The sequence below is a fragment of the Roseomonas acroporae genome (genome assembly GCF_023223525.1).
Lineage (GTDB): Bacteria > Pseudomonadota > Alphaproteobacteria > Acetobacterales > Acetobacteraceae > Roseomonas_E > Roseomonas_E acroporae.
Map to the genome: position 1 here is coordinate 34,871 of NZ_JALPRX010000091.1, position 15,864 is coordinate 50,734.

13 protein-coding genes are annotated in these 15,864 nt (G+C 73.4%); 5 read left to right on the forward strand and 8 right to left on the reverse strand.

Going from position 1 to position 15,864, the window contains the following annotated elements:
- Positions 1-45: 45 nt before the first annotated feature.
- The gene (locus tag M0638_RS19800; protein ID WP_248668738.1) at positions 46-831 is read right to left on the reverse strand and encodes a Crp/Fnr family transcriptional regulator; all 786 of its coding nucleotides are present in this window, start codon (positions 829-831) and stop codon (positions 46-48) included.
- 829 nt (positions 832-1,660) lie between these two features.
- Here M0638_RS19800 and M0638_RS19805 point away from each other — a divergent pair.
- From M0638_RS19805 to M0638_RS19820, 4 genes are all read left to right on the forward strand, one after another.
- A complete protein-coding gene (locus M0638_RS19805; RefSeq protein WP_248668739.1) occupies positions 1,661-3,322 on the forward strand; it encodes an acetolactate synthase large subunit in 1,662 nt (553 codons plus the stop codon).
- Between the two features lie 262 nt (positions 3,323-3,584).
- Positions 3,585-4,649 (forward strand): poly(R)-hydroxyalkanoic acid synthase subunit PhaE, encoded by a 1,065-nt coding sequence (locus M0638_RS19810; RefSeq protein WP_248668740.1) that lies wholly within the window; start codon positions 3,585-3,587, stop codon positions 4,647-4,649.
- A 3-nt stretch (positions 4,650-4,652) separates the two neighbouring features.
- Positions 4,653-5,897 carry a class III poly(R)-hydroxyalkanoic acid synthase subunit PhaC gene (gene phaC / locus M0638_RS19815; protein ID WP_248668741.1) on the forward strand — a complete coding sequence of 415 codons (1,245 nt, stop codon included), beginning with the start codon at positions 4,653-4,655 and terminating at the stop codon, positions 5,895-5,897.
- Positions 5,894-7,855, forward strand: a complete 1,962-nt coding sequence (locus M0638_RS19820; RefSeq protein ID WP_248668742.1) for an acyl CoA:acetate/3-ketoacid CoA transferase — start codon at positions 5,894-5,896, stop codon at positions 7,853-7,855. The genes phaC and M0638_RS19820 overlap by 4 nt, the downstream gene beginning before the upstream one ends.
- Before the next feature lie 105 nt (positions 7,856-7,960).
- Here M0638_RS19820 and M0638_RS19825 read toward each other — a convergent pair whose 3' ends face one another.
- From M0638_RS19825 to M0638_RS19850, 6 genes are all read right to left on the reverse strand, one after another.
- Positions 7,961-9,058: an alpha/beta fold hydrolase gene (locus M0638_RS19825; protein WP_248668743.1), complete on the reverse strand. Its 1,098-nt coding sequence runs from the start codon at positions 9,056-9,058 to the stop codon at positions 7,961-7,963.
- 511 nt (positions 9,059-9,569) lie between these two features.
- The gene (gene hpxZ / locus M0638_RS19830) at positions 9,570-9,950 is read right to left on the reverse strand and encodes an oxalurate catabolism protein HpxZ (RefSeq protein ID WP_248668744.1); all 381 of its coding nucleotides are present in this window, start codon (positions 9,948-9,950) and stop codon (positions 9,570-9,572) included.
- On the reverse strand, positions 9,950-11,824 hold the full coding sequence (gene atzF / locus M0638_RS19835; protein WP_248668745.1) for an allophanate hydrolase: 1,875 nt from the start codon (positions 11,822-11,824) through the stop codon (positions 9,950-9,952). The genes hpxZ and atzF overlap by 1 nt, the downstream gene beginning before the upstream one ends.
- Before the next feature lie 28 nt (positions 11,825-11,852).
- Entirely contained in the window at positions 11,853-12,686 is an 834-nt protein-coding gene (locus tag M0638_RS19840) for an alpha/beta hydrolase (protein ID WP_248668746.1), read from the reverse strand.
- 433 nt (positions 12,687-13,119) lie between these two features.
- Positions 13,120-13,959 (reverse strand): tRNA1(Val) (adenine(37)-N6)-methyltransferase, encoded by an 840-nt coding sequence (locus tag M0638_RS19845; RefSeq protein WP_345893054.1) that lies wholly within the window; start codon positions 13,957-13,959, stop codon positions 13,120-13,122.
- The gene (locus tag M0638_RS19850) at positions 13,956-14,177 is read right to left on the reverse strand and encodes a putative signal transducing protein (RefSeq protein ID WP_248668747.1); all 222 of its coding nucleotides are present in this window, start codon (positions 14,175-14,177) and stop codon (positions 13,956-13,958) included. Before M0638_RS19850 ends, M0638_RS19845 begins: the two co-directional genes overlap by 4 nt.
- Positions 14,178-14,228: 51 nt before the next feature.
- Here M0638_RS19850 and M0638_RS19855 point away from each other — a divergent pair, with 51 nt between their 5' ends.
- Positions 14,229-15,305 carry a polyprenyl synthetase family protein gene (locus M0638_RS19855; RefSeq protein ID WP_408903649.1) on the forward strand — a complete coding sequence of 359 codons (1,077 nt, stop codon included), beginning with the start codon at positions 14,229-14,231 and terminating at the stop codon, positions 15,303-15,305.
- Positions 15,306-15,314: 9 nt separating this feature from the next.
- Here the strand turns inward: M0638_RS19855 and M0638_RS19860 are convergent, their stop codons facing one another.
- Entirely contained in the window at positions 15,315-15,854 is a 540-nt protein-coding gene (locus M0638_RS19860; protein ID WP_248668749.1) for a papain-like cysteine protease family protein, read from the reverse strand.
- Positions 15,855-15,864 lie beyond the last annotated feature (10 nt).

Here is a 15,864-nt window from a genome sequence, read left to right on the forward strand (position 1 = left end):
GGCCCGCTGGCCCGGACGGGCGGCTTCCCGGGGATCTCCGGCCGTTCAGTTGCCGGTGTCGCCCCGCAGGTGCGCATCCACGGCGGCGCGCAGCACCGACGGCTGCAGCAGCACGATCGAGCGCCGGCTGGCGACGATCAGGCCGGCGCGGGACATCTGCGACAGCTCGCGCGACACGGCCTCGCGGCGGGTGCCGATCCGCGCGGCCAGGATGTGGTGCGCGGGCGGCGGGGAGATGATGCGGCCGCCGCCCTCCCGCTCGCGCGACAGGCGCAGCAGCTCCGCATAGAGGCGGTAGCGGACGGGCAGGACCGCGAGCTCCAGCAGGCGCTCGTCCTTGCCGCGCAGCCGTTCGGAGAAGAAGCGCAGCAGCCGGTGGGCGAAGGCCGGGGTGCGCAGCGTGAAGTCGAGGAAGGCCGCGCCGCGCACCAGGCAGACGCGGGAGCGGTGCAGGGCGGTGACGTTGGCCGATCGCGGCGCGCCGTCGATCGCCGCCAGCTCGCCGAAGAAGTCGCCGGCACCGAGGTCGTTGAGGATCACCTCCTGCCCCGAGGCGGTGCGGACGATGACGCGGACGCTGCCCTCGATGATGAAGAAGACGTCGTCGGTGGGGTCGCCGAAGTCCACCAGCACCGCGCCGGCCTCGTAGGGGCGCGAGTGGCCGTGCTGCGCGAGCGCCTCCAGTGCCGCCGTGCCGAGATCCGCGAGCATGGGGATGCGGGTCAGGTCGACGGCGACGCGCTGGGCGCCGCCCGCCCGGCCCGGCTCGTCGTTAGCGGCGGGCCGGGTGTCGACGGGCAGAGGGGTATCGCTCTTCATCGGAAAGGGCATGGGCTTTTCCACCGCCGGGGGCCGACCGCATCCCGCCGCGCAACCGGAACGGAACAGCGGAGAAGGGTCGCCTGCCGGACGCGGCCCGATAGGCGGACGGGGATCGAGGATCCATCCATTCGGGCCGCCTTTTCATACCCCGAATTGAGGATGCGTCCTTAGCGGAACCGGCGTCGTGCCTGGGGGCCGGCGCGACGCGGAGGCCGATCGGCCACGTTCGCAACTATATTTCTGTTTCCGGCCCGTTGGACATATGGAACATTGCTCGTGATCCGGTCAGGACTTGCCGGTTGCCACGAAAGGATGGTGTCCATGGTCGCGGGAACGAGGATCGGGCGGCTGCCCGCTGCGGCACGGCGCGCGCCGGGACGGTGAGGGGAAGCGGCGCGCCCCGGCGAGGCGCGACGTCGGCGCAGGCTGCGGCGGCCGGTCCCGCGCGGCACGCATGACACCCTGGCCTCGCGACGGTCCCGGGGGATCGTTTCCCTCCCGGTTCCCCGATGCTATCACCGCCCCGCCGCCACGATCACCATGGTGTGACCGGCCCGCTCCGGAAAGCGGCGCCCGACCCTGCCCGCGCGGCCTTACCCATGTCGGAGCCACGAACCCTTCCCGTTATGGTCCCGCGAGACCTTATCCGCTGGCCTGGACGGCCGGATGGTGCGTCGGCCGGGCCCGCCCGACCGGGCGGCGCGTGTTGGCATGGCAACCACTTCCGCATCCCCCTCGGCCGACCACGCCGGGATTTCCGTGGGCGGATGCAACATCCGCGATGGCCGATCCGGCGGCGCGTTCTGTAGATTGATGCACGATAGGAGAGGCTAACGGCATGACCAAAGGTTCTGACCTGCTGGTGGCGGCGCTCGAGAACGAGGGCGTCGACCGCATCTTCGGGGTTCCCGGCGAGGAGAACCTGGACGTCGTCGAGTCGATCCGGCGTTCCAGCATCGAGCTGGTGCTGACGCGGCACGAGCAGTCGGCGGCGTTCATGGCGGCGACGCACGGACGGCTGACGGGCCGGCCGGGCGTGTGCATCACCACGCTCGGCCCGGGGGCTCTGAACCTGACCACCGGCGCGGCCTACGCCAACCTCGGCGCCATGCCGATGGTGATGCTGACCGGGCAGAAGGGCATCCTGAGCAGCCGGCAGGCGCGGTTCCAGATCGTCGACGTCATCTCGGCCTTCAAGCCGCTGACCAAGATGAGCCGGCAGATCGTCTCCGGCGCGATGATCCCGACGCTGGTGCGCGACGCCTTCCGCATCGCCATGGAGGAGCGGCCCGGCCCGGTGCTGCTGGAGCTGCCCGAGGACATCGCCGGCGAGGAGGCGGAGGCGAAGCCGATGGTGCCGCCGCACCCGGTGGAGATCCCGGTGGCGCACCCGGCCTCGCTCGACCGCGCCGCCGCGATGATCCTGGAGGCCAGGCGGCCGCTGATCATGCTCGGCGCCGCGGCGAGCCGGCCGCGCTCGACCTCGGGCCTCGCCGAGTTCGTGCTGCGCACGCGCATCCCCTACTTCACCACCCAGATGGGCAAGGGCACGGTGCCGGGCGGGTCGAGCCTCTACATGGGCACGGCGGCGCTCTCCGAGCGCGACTACGTGCACGAGGCGATCGACCGGGCGGACCTCATCATCGCGATCGGGCACGACACGATCGAGAAGCCGCCCTTCATCATGGGCCCGAAGGGGCCGCAGGTGATCCACGTCTCCTACACGCCGGCCAACGTGGAGACGGTGTACTTCCCGCATGCCGAGGTGATCGGCGACGTGGGCCCGAGCCTGGTGGCCCTGGCCAACCGGCTGGAGGGGCGGCTGCCCAACGCGGGGGCGCTGCTGCCGCTGCGCGAGAACATCCTGGGGCGCATCGCCGACCGCGCCACCGAGGACCGCTTCCCGCCGACGCCGCAGCGCATCGTGCACGACGTGCGGCAGGTGATGCCGTCGGACGGGATCGTCGCGCTCGACAACGGCATGTACAAGATCTGGTTCGCGCGCAACTACCGCACCTACGTCGCCAACACGCTGCTGCTCGACAACGCGCTGGCCACCATGGGCGCGGGGCTGCCCTCCGCGATGATGGCCTCGATGCTCTATCCCGAGCGGCGCGTGATGGCGGTGTGCGGCGACGGCGGCTTCATGATGAACAGCCAGGAGATGGAGACCGCGGTCCGCCTCCGGCTCAACCTGGTGGTGCTGATCCTCGACGACAGCGCCTACGGCATGATCCGCTGGAAGCAGGCGGTGGACGAGTTCCCCGATTTCGGCCTGACCTTCGGCAACCCGGACTTCGTGAAGTACGCCGAGGCCTATGGCGCCAAGGGCACGCGCGTCACCCGCACCGAGGACTTCGTGCCGGTGCTGGAGGCGGCGTTCAAGGCGGGCGGCGTGCACATCGTGGCCGTGCCGGTGGACTACTCCGAGAACGTCCGCGTGCTGGTGGACGAGCTGCGCGCCAAGGTGCCCGCCGCCGCCGAGGTCGAGCCGGTCTGAGCGCAGGGTCCGCCCGGGATCGCGCCGGCGCGGTCGGGGAGGGAGGCGGGGCCGGGGCGCCGCCGGCCGCCGGCCCCGGCGTGACGACGGTCCGGACCGGCGCGGGGGCGCCTCCGCCGGGGGAGGCCGTGGCGCCGGGACGACGCGTGGCGCGCCGCCGCCCCCACCGGGCGGGCGGCGCGGCCGACCGGGAGGAAGAAAGCATGCAGCGCATCCGTCGCGGCCGGCCGATGCCGGCGCCGTGCACGAGCCGGGCCTGACCATGGAAAATTTCGATTACGGAAAGGCGTTCACCGACATGTGGGCGTTGGGCGGCAAGGCCTTCATGACCGCGCAGGAGACCGCCATGCGCGCGATGCGCGAGAGCATGGCGGCCTTCTCGAGTGCCGGTGCGATGGCGGAGGGCGCCGCCGCTCTGCCGGACCTCGCCGCCGAGAGCGGCGAGCTGGCACGGACCAGCCGGGCGCTGGCGGAGCTGATGGCCTCGGCCACCAGCCTCTCCGCCATGCTGGCGCAGCGCCTGCCGGAGGGCGAGGCCGGCAGCAGCGTCGCCTCCGGCGCCTTCCGGCGCATGATCGACCCGCGAATCTGGCTCGGCGGCGGCGACGAGATGGACCAGGCGCTGCGCCGGCTGGCCGAGGGGCCGCGCCTCGCCGACCTGTGGGACGTGGAGCGGAAATTCCTCCGGCTGTTCAAGAGCTGGCTGACGCTGCGCCGGCACGGGATGGAGCACAACATCCTGGTGCTGGAAGGCTGGATGCGCGCGGGCCGCGCCTTCAACGAGCGGCTGGCCGCGCTTTCGGCCAAGGGCGAGGCGCCCGATGGCCAGCGCGCCATGCTCGACCTCTGGGTGGAGGTGGCGAACCGGTCGCTGCTGCAGATGCAGCATTCGGAAGCCTACCTGAAGTCCCAGGCGCAGCTCCTCAAGTCGAGCACCGAGCTGCGCGTGGTGCAGCGCGAGCTCGCGGAATACTACGGCGACCTCTACGGCTTCCCGACGCGTACCGAGATCGACGACGTGCACCGCACCGTCACGGAGCTGCGTCGCGAGGTGCGGCAGCTCCGGCGGCAATTGCGGGATGGCGGGTCGGCGGTGGCCGCGGCGCCGGCCGAATCCCCGGCCGAACGCCCGGCCCCGCCCTCGGCCTCGCGCAGGGCGGCACCGTCGCGCGGGCCGAAGGCGATCGAGGCGCCGGCGGCGGTGTCCGTGCCGGCGCTGTCGGAGCCGGCCGAGCCGGCGCCGGCGGCGGCCGACACGGCGGCGGGAGGGACGGCGCGGCGCGGCGGGCGCGCCGGCGTCGGCAGGCGGGCCAGGAAGGAGGGCTGAACCGTGGCGCAGCAGGGAACCGGCGCGCAGCCGGCCGAGAGCGGCGAGGGCGGGTCCGCGGCGGCGAAGCCGGCCGAGGCCGCGACGACCGGCGCGAAGCGTGCCGGCAAGGAAGGCGCCGGCAAGGAAGGCGGGGGCAAGCAGGGCGGGGACAAGGGAGGCGGGAGCGCGGCCGCCATGTCCGGCGCGGCGCGGATGGCGGCGCGCTTCATGCGCGGCACCCGCATGATGAGCGACCTGCGCGACGAGGACGTGCAGATCGCCACGACGCCCAAGGACGAGGTGTGGCGCTCCGACAAGGTGACGCTGTACCGCTACCGGCCGCTGACCGAGCGGCGCGTGCGGACGCCGCTGCTGATCGCCTACGGGCTGATCGGCCGCTACACCATGGCCGACCTGCAGGAGGACCGCTCGCTGGTCCGCAACCTGCTCAAGCTCGGCATCGACCTGTTCGTGGTGGACTGGGGCAACCCGACGCGGGCGGACCGGTTCCTGACGCTCGACGACTACGTGGAGGGCTATCTCGGCGACTGCGTGGACGAGATCCGGCGGATCACCGGCTCGGCGCAGGTCAACCTGCTCGGCATCTGCGAGGGCGGCGTGTTCACCACCGCCTACGCGGCGCTGGAGCCGGGGAAGGTGAAGAACCTCGTCCTCACCATCACCCCGATCGACTTCCACGCCGACCAGGCGGAGGAGCGGCTGGGCTTCGGCTTCATCAACCTCTGGACCCGCTCGCTCGACCCGGCCGACATCGACCGGATGATCGACACCCATGGCAGCCTTCCCGGCGCCTTCATGGGCTCGGTGTTCAACATGATGACTCCGATGCGCTCCATGCTGAAGTACAACGTCGACATGCTGGACGTCATGGACGACGAGAAGAAGCTGCTGAACTTCCTGCGCATGGAGAAGTGGATCGCGGACCGGCCGGACCATCCGGGCGAGGCGGCGAAGCAGTGGCTGATCGACCTCTACCAGCAGAACAAGCTGGTGAAGAACGAGCTGGAGCTGGGCGGGCGCCGGGTGGACCTCGGCAACGTGACCATGCCGGTGCTCAACGTCTACGCCAAGGACGACCACATCATTCCGCCCTCCACCTCCCGCGCGCTGGGCGCCAGGGTGGGCACGCAGGACTACTCGGAACTGGCGTTGCCGGGGGGGCATGTCGGCGTGTTCGTGGGCGGGCGCAGCCAGGGGCTGCTCGGCTCCGGCATCGCCGAGTGGCTGGGGAAGCGCGACGCGTGAGCCGAAGCGAGGGGACGGCCATGAAGGACAAGATCGTATCGCCCGAGGAGGCCGCCGCGATCATCCGCGACGGCGACACCGTCTGCGTCTCGGGCTTCGTCGGCTCGGGCACGCCGGACGAGCTGATCATCGCCATCCAGAAGCGCTTCGAGCAGTCGGGCACGCCGAGGGGGCTGACCCTGGTCTTCGCCGCGGCGCCGGGCGACGGCGGGGAGAAGGGGCTGAACCGGCTGGCCGACCCGAAGCTCGTCAAGCGCGCGGTGGGCGGGCACTGGTCGCTGCTGCCCAAGCTCGGCGCGCTGGCGCTGCAAGGCAAGATCGAGGCCTACAACCTGCCGCTCGGCGTGATCTCGCAGCTCTACCGCGACATCGCGGCGCGACGTGCCGGGGCGCTCTCGCGCGTCGGGCTGCGCACCTTCGTCGACCCGCGCCTGGAGGGCGGCAAGCTCAACGACCGCACCACCGAGGACCTCGTGAAGGTGATCGAGGTCGAGGGCAAGGAGTGGCTGTTCTACAAGGCCTTCCCGATCAACGTGACGCTGATCCGCGGCACCACCGCCGATCCCGCCGGCAACATCACCATGGAGCGCGAGGCGCTGACGCTCGACACGCTGCCGGCGGCGATGGCGGCGAAGAACTCGCGCGGCTTCGTCATCGCGCAGGTCGAGCGCCTCGCGGCCGAGGAATCGCTCGACCCGCGCCAGGTGCACATCCCCGGCGTGCTGGTGGACTGCGTGGTGGTGGCGAAGCCCGAGAACCACATGCAGACCTACGCCACGCCCTACAGCGCGGCGCTGGCCGGCAAGATGCGCGTGCCGCTGGACCGCATCGAGCCGCTGCCGCTCGACGAGCGCAAGGTGATCGCGCGGCGCGCGGCGCTGGAGCTGCCATTGGGCGGCGTGGTCAACCTCGGCATCGGTATGCCCGAGGGCGTGGCCGCCGTCGCCTCCGAGGAGCGGGTGCTGCGCTACCTGACGCTGACCGCCGAGCCCGGCATCGTCGGCGGCGTGCCGCAGAGCGGGCTCGACTTCGGCGCGGCGCTCAACCCGCAGGCGATCATCCAGCAGAACCAGCAATTCGACTTCTACGACGGCGGCGGGCTCGACCTCGCCTGCCTCGGGCTCGCGCAGGCGGACGAGGCGGGCAACGTCAACGTCTCGAAGTTCGGCCCGCGCCTCGCCGGGGCCGGCGGCTTCATCAACATCAGCCAGAACGCGCGCAAGTTGATCTTCGCCGGCACCTTTACCGCGGGCGGACTCAAGATCGCGATCGCCGACGGCAAGGTGCGGATCGAGAAGGAGGGGCGGGCGAAGAAGTTCAACAGGAAGGTCGAGCAGGTGACGTTCAGCGGCGACTACGCCGCCGAGATCGGCCAGCCCGTCTTCTTCGTCACCGAGCGGTGCGTGCTCAAGCGCACCGCCGAGGGGCTGGAACTGACCGAGGTGGCGCCGGGCATCGACGTCGACCGCGACATCCTGGCGCAGATGGAATTCAAGCCCATCGTGAAGTCGCCTAAGCCCATGGATGCGCGCATCTTCCGCGAGGAGCCGATGGCGCTGGAGCAGATCCTGCTCGGGCTCAGCCTGCAGGACCGCATCAGCTACGACCCGCTGCGCAACATCATGTTCATCAACTGGGAAGGCTTCAAGGTACGCACGGCCGAGGATGTCGAGCTGGTGCGGCGCGAGGTCGAGGGGCGCTGCCGCATGATCGGCCGGCGCGTGGCCTTCATCGCCAATTACGATTCCTTCTACATCGACCCGATGGTGAGCGACGCCTGGTTCTCGCTGATCACCTACCTGGAGAACCGCTACTACACCAAGGCCTCGCGCTACACGACCAGCGCCTTCATGCGCCTCAAGCTCGGCGCCGGGCTGGCGGAGCGGACGCTGGCGCCGCACATCTTCGAGACCGCACCCGAGGCGCACGCCTTCACGGGCGCGCGCGAGGAGGCGTAGCGCGGGGCGTCGGGCCGGATCGCGGGTGCGGCGGCGATCCGCCGCGCCCGCCGGCGGAAGGCACGGGCGGGGCCGGCCCTGGGCCCGGTTCTGCCCGGGCCGGGTTCAGCCCGGCCGGGTCATCCACTCCACGATCAGGTTCACCTGGTCGTCGTCGAGCAGCGCCGGCGCGTGGCCGCAGCCGGGGATGTCGGCGAGGGTGGCGCGCGGGCCGCGCCGCGTCATGTCCTCGGCGGTCTCGGAGAGCAGCAGGTCGGAGTACTCGCCGCGCAGCACCAGGGTGGGGCAGCGTATCGCGTCCCAGTAGTGCCAGAGGCTGAGGTTGTAGAGCAGGTTCGGCGCGAAGGCGGTGGCGATGCGCGGGTCGCACAGCATGCGGTAGCTGCCGTCCTCGGTGCGCTCGACGCTCCAGCGGGTCAGGTGGCGCCACTCCTCGTCGGAAAGGTCGCCGAAGGGCGAGAGGGTGGTGCGGAAATAGGCCTCGGCGGTGGCGTAGTCCGGGAAGCCATGCGGCATGACGCGGATGTAGGAGCCGAGGCGGTGCAGCGCCGACCAGGGCAGGAAGGGGCCGATGTCGTTGACGACGAGCTGGCGGATCGGCGACTTCTCCTGCCCCGCCAGCAGGATGCCGGTCAGCCCGCCGAGCGAGGTGCCGACGTAGTCGATCTGGGTGGCGCCGGTGCGGGCGATCACCGCCGTCATGTCCATGACGTACTGCGGCAGCGCGTACTCGGTGGGATCGGACAGCCGGTCGCTGCGGCCGCGCCCGACGAGGTCGGGGCAGAGGACGCGGTAGCCCTTCCTGGCCAGCGCCGCCGCGACGCGGTCGAAGTCGCGGCCCTGGCGCGAAAGGCCGTGCACGCAGAGTGCCACCTTGGGGGAGTCCGGGTCGCCCCATTCGGTGTAGGCGATGTGGTGGAAGCCGCCGCTCTTGGAGACGCTGAGCACCCGCATGGCGCGCGGGGCGCCCTCGTAGGTGATCTGCTCCGGATCGTCCTCGGGGTCGAGCGGGGCGGGCGCCTCGGGAGAGTGGGCCTCGGCGGTCGGGGATCCGGTCGGCAATGCCTCCGTGGCCGCAGGGGCCTCGGCGGTGGCGGCGCGGGCCGGGGCGGTGGGCTTCGGGACGGCAGGAGCAGCCGGGGAACCGGTCCTGGGCGGCGGATCGAGAATGGCCTCGAAATCGATCTCGTCGATGTCTCGCATGCGGCAGTCGGTCCTTCCCGGTCGGCCCGGCGGTGCTTCCCGCTCGGGGCGGGGAGGCGGCCGGATCGCGCTGCGTGGCGTGGCCCGTGCGTCGGCGGGCGCATGCCGAAGGTGTGGTCGTCTCCAGCCCGGCCTAGGCAGGCTGCGCAAGCCTGCCCAGCCCGGTGGGACGTCCCATGGAACACGCCGTGGCAGGGGTAGGCCGCTCCGACGGGGCGACGATACGTTGCCGGGATGGCATAGCGCGGCGGCGGGGCCGTCTCAAGAAATTTGCGCGCCGCACCATCGCCGCTGGTGGCGGCACCGGCCGCGCGGCCGAGGGTCCTGCCGGCGCGTCCCGGTCCGGGCGGCGCCGATGGCGGGCGCCGTCGACGGGTGGCGCCGCGGGTGCGAGGCGGCGCGCGCCGGGTCGCGACGCCGGGCCGGTCACGCGGGCGGCCGGGCCGTTCCAACCTTTCGACCCGGCGCATCTTCCGAGCCGCCGGGCGCGCGCGCCCGGCCTGAGAATGCGCTACTGGCCGAGGAAGCTCACATGCGCGGCGACGATGCGCCAGCCCTCGTCCGGGAAGCGGACCCAGCTCTGGCTCTGCCGGCCGCGCTTCCCGCTCTCGACGCGCACGAACTCGGTGTTGGCGGTGGCGAAATCGGTGCCGTAGGTGGTGATGACGGTGTTCTCCAGGCGGCGCTGGAGGTCGGTGGTGGCGCGCCCGGCGCGGAAGCCGGCGATGGCGTCCCAGCCGTAGAGGTTCTCGCCGGCGCCGTAGCGCAGCGTGCGCGGGTCGCGGCGGAACAGCAGGCCGAGCGTCTCGACGTCGTTGGCCATCAGCGCGCGCTCGTAGCCGGCGAAGGCGTCGCGCACCTCCTGCACCACCTCGGGGCGGTCGATCTCCATCAGGCGGGTTCCTTCTCGGTGAGGTAGGCGCGCCAGCCGCCGGTGGCGGTGATGTCGGGTGCGCCCTCGATGCCGGCGGCCTCGCAGAGGAAGCCGAGCGCCTCGCCCTCGGCCAGGGCGACGCGGCCGAAGCCGAGCGGGGCCGGCACCTGGGCGAGCAGGGCGCCGATCGCGGCGGTGGGGAGGGCCCAGAGCTCGCCGGCGATGGCGGCACCGGCCTGCCGGCGGCCGGCGACGGCGTCGTCGCCCGGCCGATCCCGGGGCGCGACCCGCAGCAGGCCGGGGCGGGCGCCGAGGTCGTACAGGCGGTAGCAGGGGGCGGTGCGGGCCTCGGCGAGGAAGCGGCCGCCGAGCGCGGTGACCTGCGGGTTCAGCGGCAGGCCGGCCATGTGGGCGCCGATGCAGAACAGCGCCGTCTCGTCGGCGCGGAGCGGCGGCGGGGCGGGCGGGGCCGGTACCGCGCCGGCCATGGCGCCGAGGCCGGGGGGCGGGGTGCCGGCGGGCGCGGCCGCGTCCAGCGCCGCATGCAGCGCGGCGCCGAGGGCGCCGAGGCGGGCCTCGGCGAAGGCGGGGGCGAGCAGGGTGACGCCGAAGGGGCGGCCATCCGGCCGGAAGCCGGCCGGGATGGCGAGGCCCGAGAGATCGGCGATGTTGACGAAGTTGGTGTAGGTGCCGAGGCGGCTGTTGGCGGCGATCGGCTCGGCGGCGAGGTCGGCCAGGGTGGGCGCGCCGGGGGCGGTGGGGACGAGCAGCAGGTCGTGGGCCGCGAACAGGTCGCGGGCCAGGCGGCGGGCCTCGGCGGCGGCATGGAAGTCGTCGAAGGCGTCGACGGTGCGGCCGCGGAAGCCGGCCTCCAGGATGCCGCGCGTGACGGGGTGGACGGCGTCGGGACGCGTCTCGAGGAAGCCGCGCAGCGCCGCCGTGCGCTCGGCGACCCAGGCGCCCTCGTAGAGCCGGCGGGCGAGGGCGAGGAAGGGGGCGAGGTCCACGCGGGCGATGCGGGCGCCGAGCGCCTCGGCCCGGGCGAGGGCTGCGGCGAAGAGGGCGGCGTCGGCCGGCGTGTCGAAGGCGAGCTGGTCGGTCTCGGGGATGGCGAGGCGGGTGACGGGGGGCCGCGCGCCGGGGAGCGGGCTCCAGCCGGCGGGGGCGGGGCGGGCGTAGCGGTCGGCCGGGTCCGGGCCGGCGATCACGGCGAGCACGGCGGCGGCGTCGGCCACGGTGAGGGCGAAGACGGAGACGCAGTCGAGCGAGCGGCAGGCGGGGACGACGCCGCGCGTCGGCACCAAGCCGAGGCTGGGCTTGAGGCCGACGATGTTGTTCAGCATGGCCGGCACCCGGCCGGAGCCGGCCGTGTCCGTGCCGAGGGAGAAGGCGGCGATGCCGGCGCCGACGGCGGTGGCGCTGCCCGAGGAGGAGCCGCCGGGGATCAGCGCCGGGTCGAGCGCGTTGCGCGGCGTGCCGTAGGGGGAGCGGGTGCCGTTCAGGCCGGTGGCGAACTGGTCGAGATTCGCCTTGCCGAGCGGGATGGCGCCGGCGGCGAGCAACCGGGCGACGGCGGGGGCGTCCTCGGCCGGGGTGTAGGCGTATTCCGGGCAGGCGGCGGTGGTGGGCAGGCCGGCGAGGTCGATGTTGTCCTTCACCACGAAGGGCACGCCGTAGAGGGGGCGGCCGCGCGGGCCTTCCGCCGCGAGTTGCCGCGCGCGCGCCAGCACGGCCTCGCGCGGCAGGGGGGCGATGAACAGCGCCGGGTCGTCCCAGGCGGCGATGCGGTCGAGCGCCGCCTCGGCCAGCGCGACGGGGCTGCCGCCGGCGGCGAGGTAGGCGGCGATCGCGGGCAGGGTGGGGATGGCGGGCGGGGCCGGCGGATTCGTCATGTCCGGGCGGTCGGGCGCGTGCGGGGGGTCAGAGGAGCAGGTCGGCGGCGGCGCGGGCCAGTTCGCCGCCCGGCTGGCTGAGCGCGTCGACCACGGTGAAGTGGTTGGCGCCGGCGACGGGAATCAGCGGGCCGCGCAGGTGCGCCTCGGCGCGCTGGCCGTGCCAGTGGCGGGACTGGCGGCGCAGCTCGGGCAGCTCGGCGCTGCCGTAGGCGACGGCGACGGGCTTGGTGACGGGGGCGAGGCGCAGCGGCGAGAGCGCGGCCAGCTCGTCCTCGGAGAGCCGCAGCTTCTCGTCGAGGTAGGTGTCGCGGATCGGCGCCAGCTCGTAGATGCCGGAGATGGCGAGGCCGGCCGTGACCAGCGGGTGGCTCATCCCCATCGCGGTGAGGTGGCCGCCCGCCGACCAGCCGGAGAGCACCACCTTGCCGGCGATGCCGTGCCGCGGGCCTTCCGCCGCCAGCCAGTCCAGGGCGCGGTGGATCTCGTTCACGATCCCGGTGAGCGTCGCCTCGGGCGCCAGCGTGTAGCCGGGCAGGGCGGTGGACCAGCCCATGGCGAGCGCGCCCTCGGTCAGCGCGCCGAAGTCGTGCCGGCGGTTGCGCTGCCAGTAGCCGCCATGGATGAAGACGAGGCAGGGAGCACCGGGCTCGGAAGCGGGGAACAGGTCCCAGCGGTTGCTCTCGCCCTCGCCGTAGGGAAGGTCGAGGTGGTCGGGGCGGGCCGCGCGCAGGGCGGCGGACGCCTCGTTGCGCTTCGCCATCAGTGCCTGGCAGTCGGGGACCGCCTTGTTGTTGTTGTAGGCGTCGTCGCGCGTGGCCTGGTCGGCCTCGTTCCAGAAGTCGGGCAGGGGCTGGTACATGCGCGTCGGGTCCCGATGGTTCGCGCCGGCGCGGCTGCCGGCCGGCGCATGGTCCCGCAATCCGCCGCCCGACGCGACGGGGCGTCCGGCGAGGATTGCATTCAGGATTGGTGTCCTGAATGCAGCCTGAATGCAATCGGCATGCCGGCGACGTCTCGGACGGCGGCCGGTCCCGGCGGGGCGGCTCGGCTGCCTCCGGCCTGGGCAGGGCGCCCGGCGGCCGCCCGGAACCGCTCCGGAGCGTCTGCTGCCCGACCGTGCCGCCCGATGGCGACGTTCGCCGACACGATGGGAACCGTACCGAAGGGTCGTCGCGGGTGGTGCCCCTTCCGATACCCCTTTCCGCGGGACCGGCCGGGCGATCGTGCCCGCCCGGGTTCGAGGCCGCCGGCGGAGGCGGCCGGTTCGACGAGGCTCCGGCGGCGCCCGGCGCTCAGGCGGGTTCCGGGATGGCGGCACCGGCGTCGAGGATCGCGGCGGCGGCCTTGGTCCAGCCGCCTCCGGGCCGGTGCAGGGCGATTCCCGGGGCGAGGCGCGACGGGCCGCGGCCACCGCGCACGGCGCGGAGCAGGACCCGCTTCGCCGGCAGCGCGTCGCGCGGCCAGAGCGGCACCACGAGTGGCCCGCCGCAGCCCGAATCGCCCAGCGCCCGCAGCCCGGCATCGAGGCGTGCCGCCGGCAACACCAGGGCGAGCGTGCCGCGCCAGGCGAGGGGGGCGGCGAGGAAGCGCGCCCAGTCGGCGAGGCGGGCCTCGCCCTCCTGCACCGCCGCGCGCCGGCGGTCGGCCGGGGGCGGGGTGCCGCCGGGCCAGTAGGGCGGGTTGGCGAAAGCGTGATCGAAGCGCGCCGAGGCGGCCAGGGCGTGGGCGAGGGCGGGGTCGCCGATGTCGCCCGCCAGCACCTCGACACGGTCGGCGAGGCCATTGGCCTCGGCGTTGGCGCGGGCGAGGGCGGCGAGGACCGGGTCGCGCTCCACGGCGGTGACGCGCAGGCCGGGCACGCGGGCGGCGAGGCAGAGGAAGGCGGCACCGCTGCCGCAGCCGGCTTCCAGCACCCGCTCGCCCGGCCGCGCCGGCACGGCGGCGGCGAGCATCACCGCGTCGAGCCCGGCGCGCAGCCCGTCGCGCGGCTGGCGCAGCCGGACGCGGCCGCCGAGCAGCGTGTCCTCGGTGAGCATGTGCCCGGCGAGCGTATGTCCGGTGAGCGTGTGTCCGGCGAGCATGTGCCCGGAGACGGGGCCGGATTCGCCGGGATCGGCCGGCGCGCCGGTCATGCGGACAGGCCGGCCTCGCGCAGCACGGCGCGCGCGCGGGGGGCGTCGGCGCCTGTCACGGCGAGGCGACGCGGGAAGGCGCCGATGCCGCCCTCCACGGCGCTGATATGGTGGTCGAGGACGACGCAGTCGATGCCGGCATCGCGCAGCAGGGCGCGCAGGAAGCTCAGCCGGATCGGGTCCGGCGTGGCGGCGACGACCTCGATCCCGTCGGACATGCCCGCAAAGCCTTGATTTGCCTCTGCTTGCCGGCACATGGCCGGCTCAGTATGGTGCCTGTCCATGCCCCTAGGTCAAGCCGAGTGAGCGTCACCGCCCCAGCGCCACGCGTGGCCGGCGCCCCGTCCGGCGGCGAGGATGCCCTCGCCGCGCTGACGGCCCTGCTGCGCCCCGATCTCGAAGCCTGCAACCGCCTGATCGTGGAGCGGATGCAGAGTCCCGTCGCGCTGATCCCGCAGGTGGCGGCGCACATCGTCGCGGCCGGCGGCAAGCGGCTGCGGCCGCTGCTGACGCTCGCCGCCTCGCGCCTGTGCGGCTATCCGGGCACGGAGGCGGGCGGCACGCGGCACGTGGCGCTGGCCGCCTGCGTCGAGTTCATCCACACCGCGACGCTGCTGCACGACGACGTGGTGGACGAGAGCGCGCTGCGGCGCGGCCGGGCCAGCGCCAACGCGCTGTTCGGCAACAAGCCGAGCGTCCTGGTGGGCGACTTCCTGTTCGCCCGCGCCTTCCAGCTGATGACCGACGACGGCTCGCTGGAAGTGCTGTCGATCCTGGCGCGCGCCTCGGCCACCATCGCCGAGGGCGAGGTGCTGCAGCTCGTCACCGCCAACGACACCGCCACCACCGAGGCGCAGTACCTGGAGGTGATCGACGGCAAGACGGCGGCGCTGTTCGCCGCCGCGACGCGGGTCGGCGCGGTGCTGGCGGAGCGGCCGGCGGCGGAGGCGGAGGCGCTGGACCGCTACGGGCGCAGCCTGGGCGTGGCGTTCCAGCTCGTGGACGACGCGCTGGACTACTCGGCGGTCGAGGCCGAATTGGGCAAGACGGTGGGCGACGACTTCCGCGAGGGCAAGATCACCCTGCCGGTGCTGCTCGCCTTCGAGCGCGGCGACGAGTCGGAGCGCGGCTTCTGGCGGCGCACGCTGGAGGCGCAGGAGCAGCGCGAGGGCGACCTGGGGCAGGCGATCGCGCTGATGCAGCGCCACGGCGCGCTGGCCGACACGGTGCGGCGCGCGCGCCACTACGGCGACGAGGCGCTGGAGGCGCTGCGCGCCTTCCCGGACGCGCCGATGCGCCGGGCCATGGCCGACATCGTGGAGTTCTGCATCGCCCGCGCGCGCTGAGCGCCGGGCCTATTCCGGCACGATCCCGTCGGGCCGGGCGTTGTCCCAGACCATCACGGCGCCGATCTTGCCGATGTAGTAGTCGGTGCCGGGCCTGTCCTTGCGGTTGCCGTGGATGAAGTCGTCGGCGAAGCGGGTGGCGACGGTCGCCTCCTTCACCCCTTCCCACCAGGGATCGATGTAGCGGACCTGCTCGCGGCTGGCGCCGGTCACCACGATGTTGTGCGGGTAGTCCTCCCACTTGCCGGCCACCCAGACCGGGCTGGCGGTGCAGAAGGAGGCGAAGCTCGCGGCGCTCCAGGAGCCGCCGGAGCCCCAGGCCTTCATGCCGAGCGCCCTGGCGGCCTTCATGTAGTCGCGGGTCTTGAGGCCCGTCTTGCAGGCATCGTCCCAGAGGATGCCGGCCCCCTCCAGCGCGGGCCGGATGCCGGCGGGGTCGCGGTCCTTCCAGGCGAACATCATGCGGAAGCAGGTGAGCCAGCAGGTGGTGGCCGTGTCCTGCGGCAGCGGCTTCATGTTCTTCATGGGCACGCTGACCATCGGGCTCATGGGGGCCGCC

Bases quoted from the DNA above. Each gene is read 5' to 3' on its own strand.
- atzF (WP_248668745.1), bottom strand. From the start codon at position 11,824: ATGACGAATCCGCCGGCCCCGCCCGCCATCCCCACCCTGCCCGCGATC.
- M0638_RS19840 (WP_248668746.1), bottom strand. From the start codon at position 12,686: ATGTACCAGCCCCTGCCCGACTTCTGGAACGAGGCCGACCAGGCCACG.
- hpxZ (WP_248668744.1), bottom strand. From the start codon at position 9,950: ATGGAGATCGACCGCCCCGAGGTGGTGCAGGAGGTGCGCGACGCCTTC.
- M0638_RS19810 (WP_248668740.1), top strand. From the start codon at position 3,585: ATGGAAAATTTCGATTACGGAAAGGCGTTCACCGACATGTGGGCGTTG.
- M0638_RS19860 (WP_248668749.1), bottom strand. From the start codon at position 15,854: ATGAGCCCGATGGTCAGCGTGCCCATGAAGAACATGAAGCCGCTGCCG.
- M0638_RS19850 (WP_248668747.1), bottom strand. From the start codon at position 14,177: ATGTCCGACGGGATCGAGGTCGTCGCCGCCACGCCGGACCCGATCCGG.
- M0638_RS19855 (WP_408903649.1), top strand. From the start codon at position 14,229: ATGGTGCCTGTCCATGCCCCTAGGTCAAGCCGAGTGAGCGTCACCGCC.
- M0638_RS19825 (WP_248668743.1), bottom strand. From the start codon at position 9,058: ATGCGAGACATCGACGAGATCGATTTCGAGGCCATTCTCGATCCGCCG.
- M0638_RS19800 (WP_248668738.1), bottom strand. From the start codon at position 831: ATGCCCTTTCCGATGAAGAGCGATACCCCTCTGCCCGTCGACACCCGG.
- M0638_RS19805 (WP_248668739.1), top strand. From the start codon at position 1,661: ATGACCAAAGGTTCTGACCTGCTGGTGGCGGCGCTCGAGAACGAGGGC.
- M0638_RS19845 (WP_345893054.1), bottom strand. From the start codon at position 13,959: ATGACCGGCGCGCCGGCCGATCCCGGCGAATCCGGCCCCGTCTCCGGG.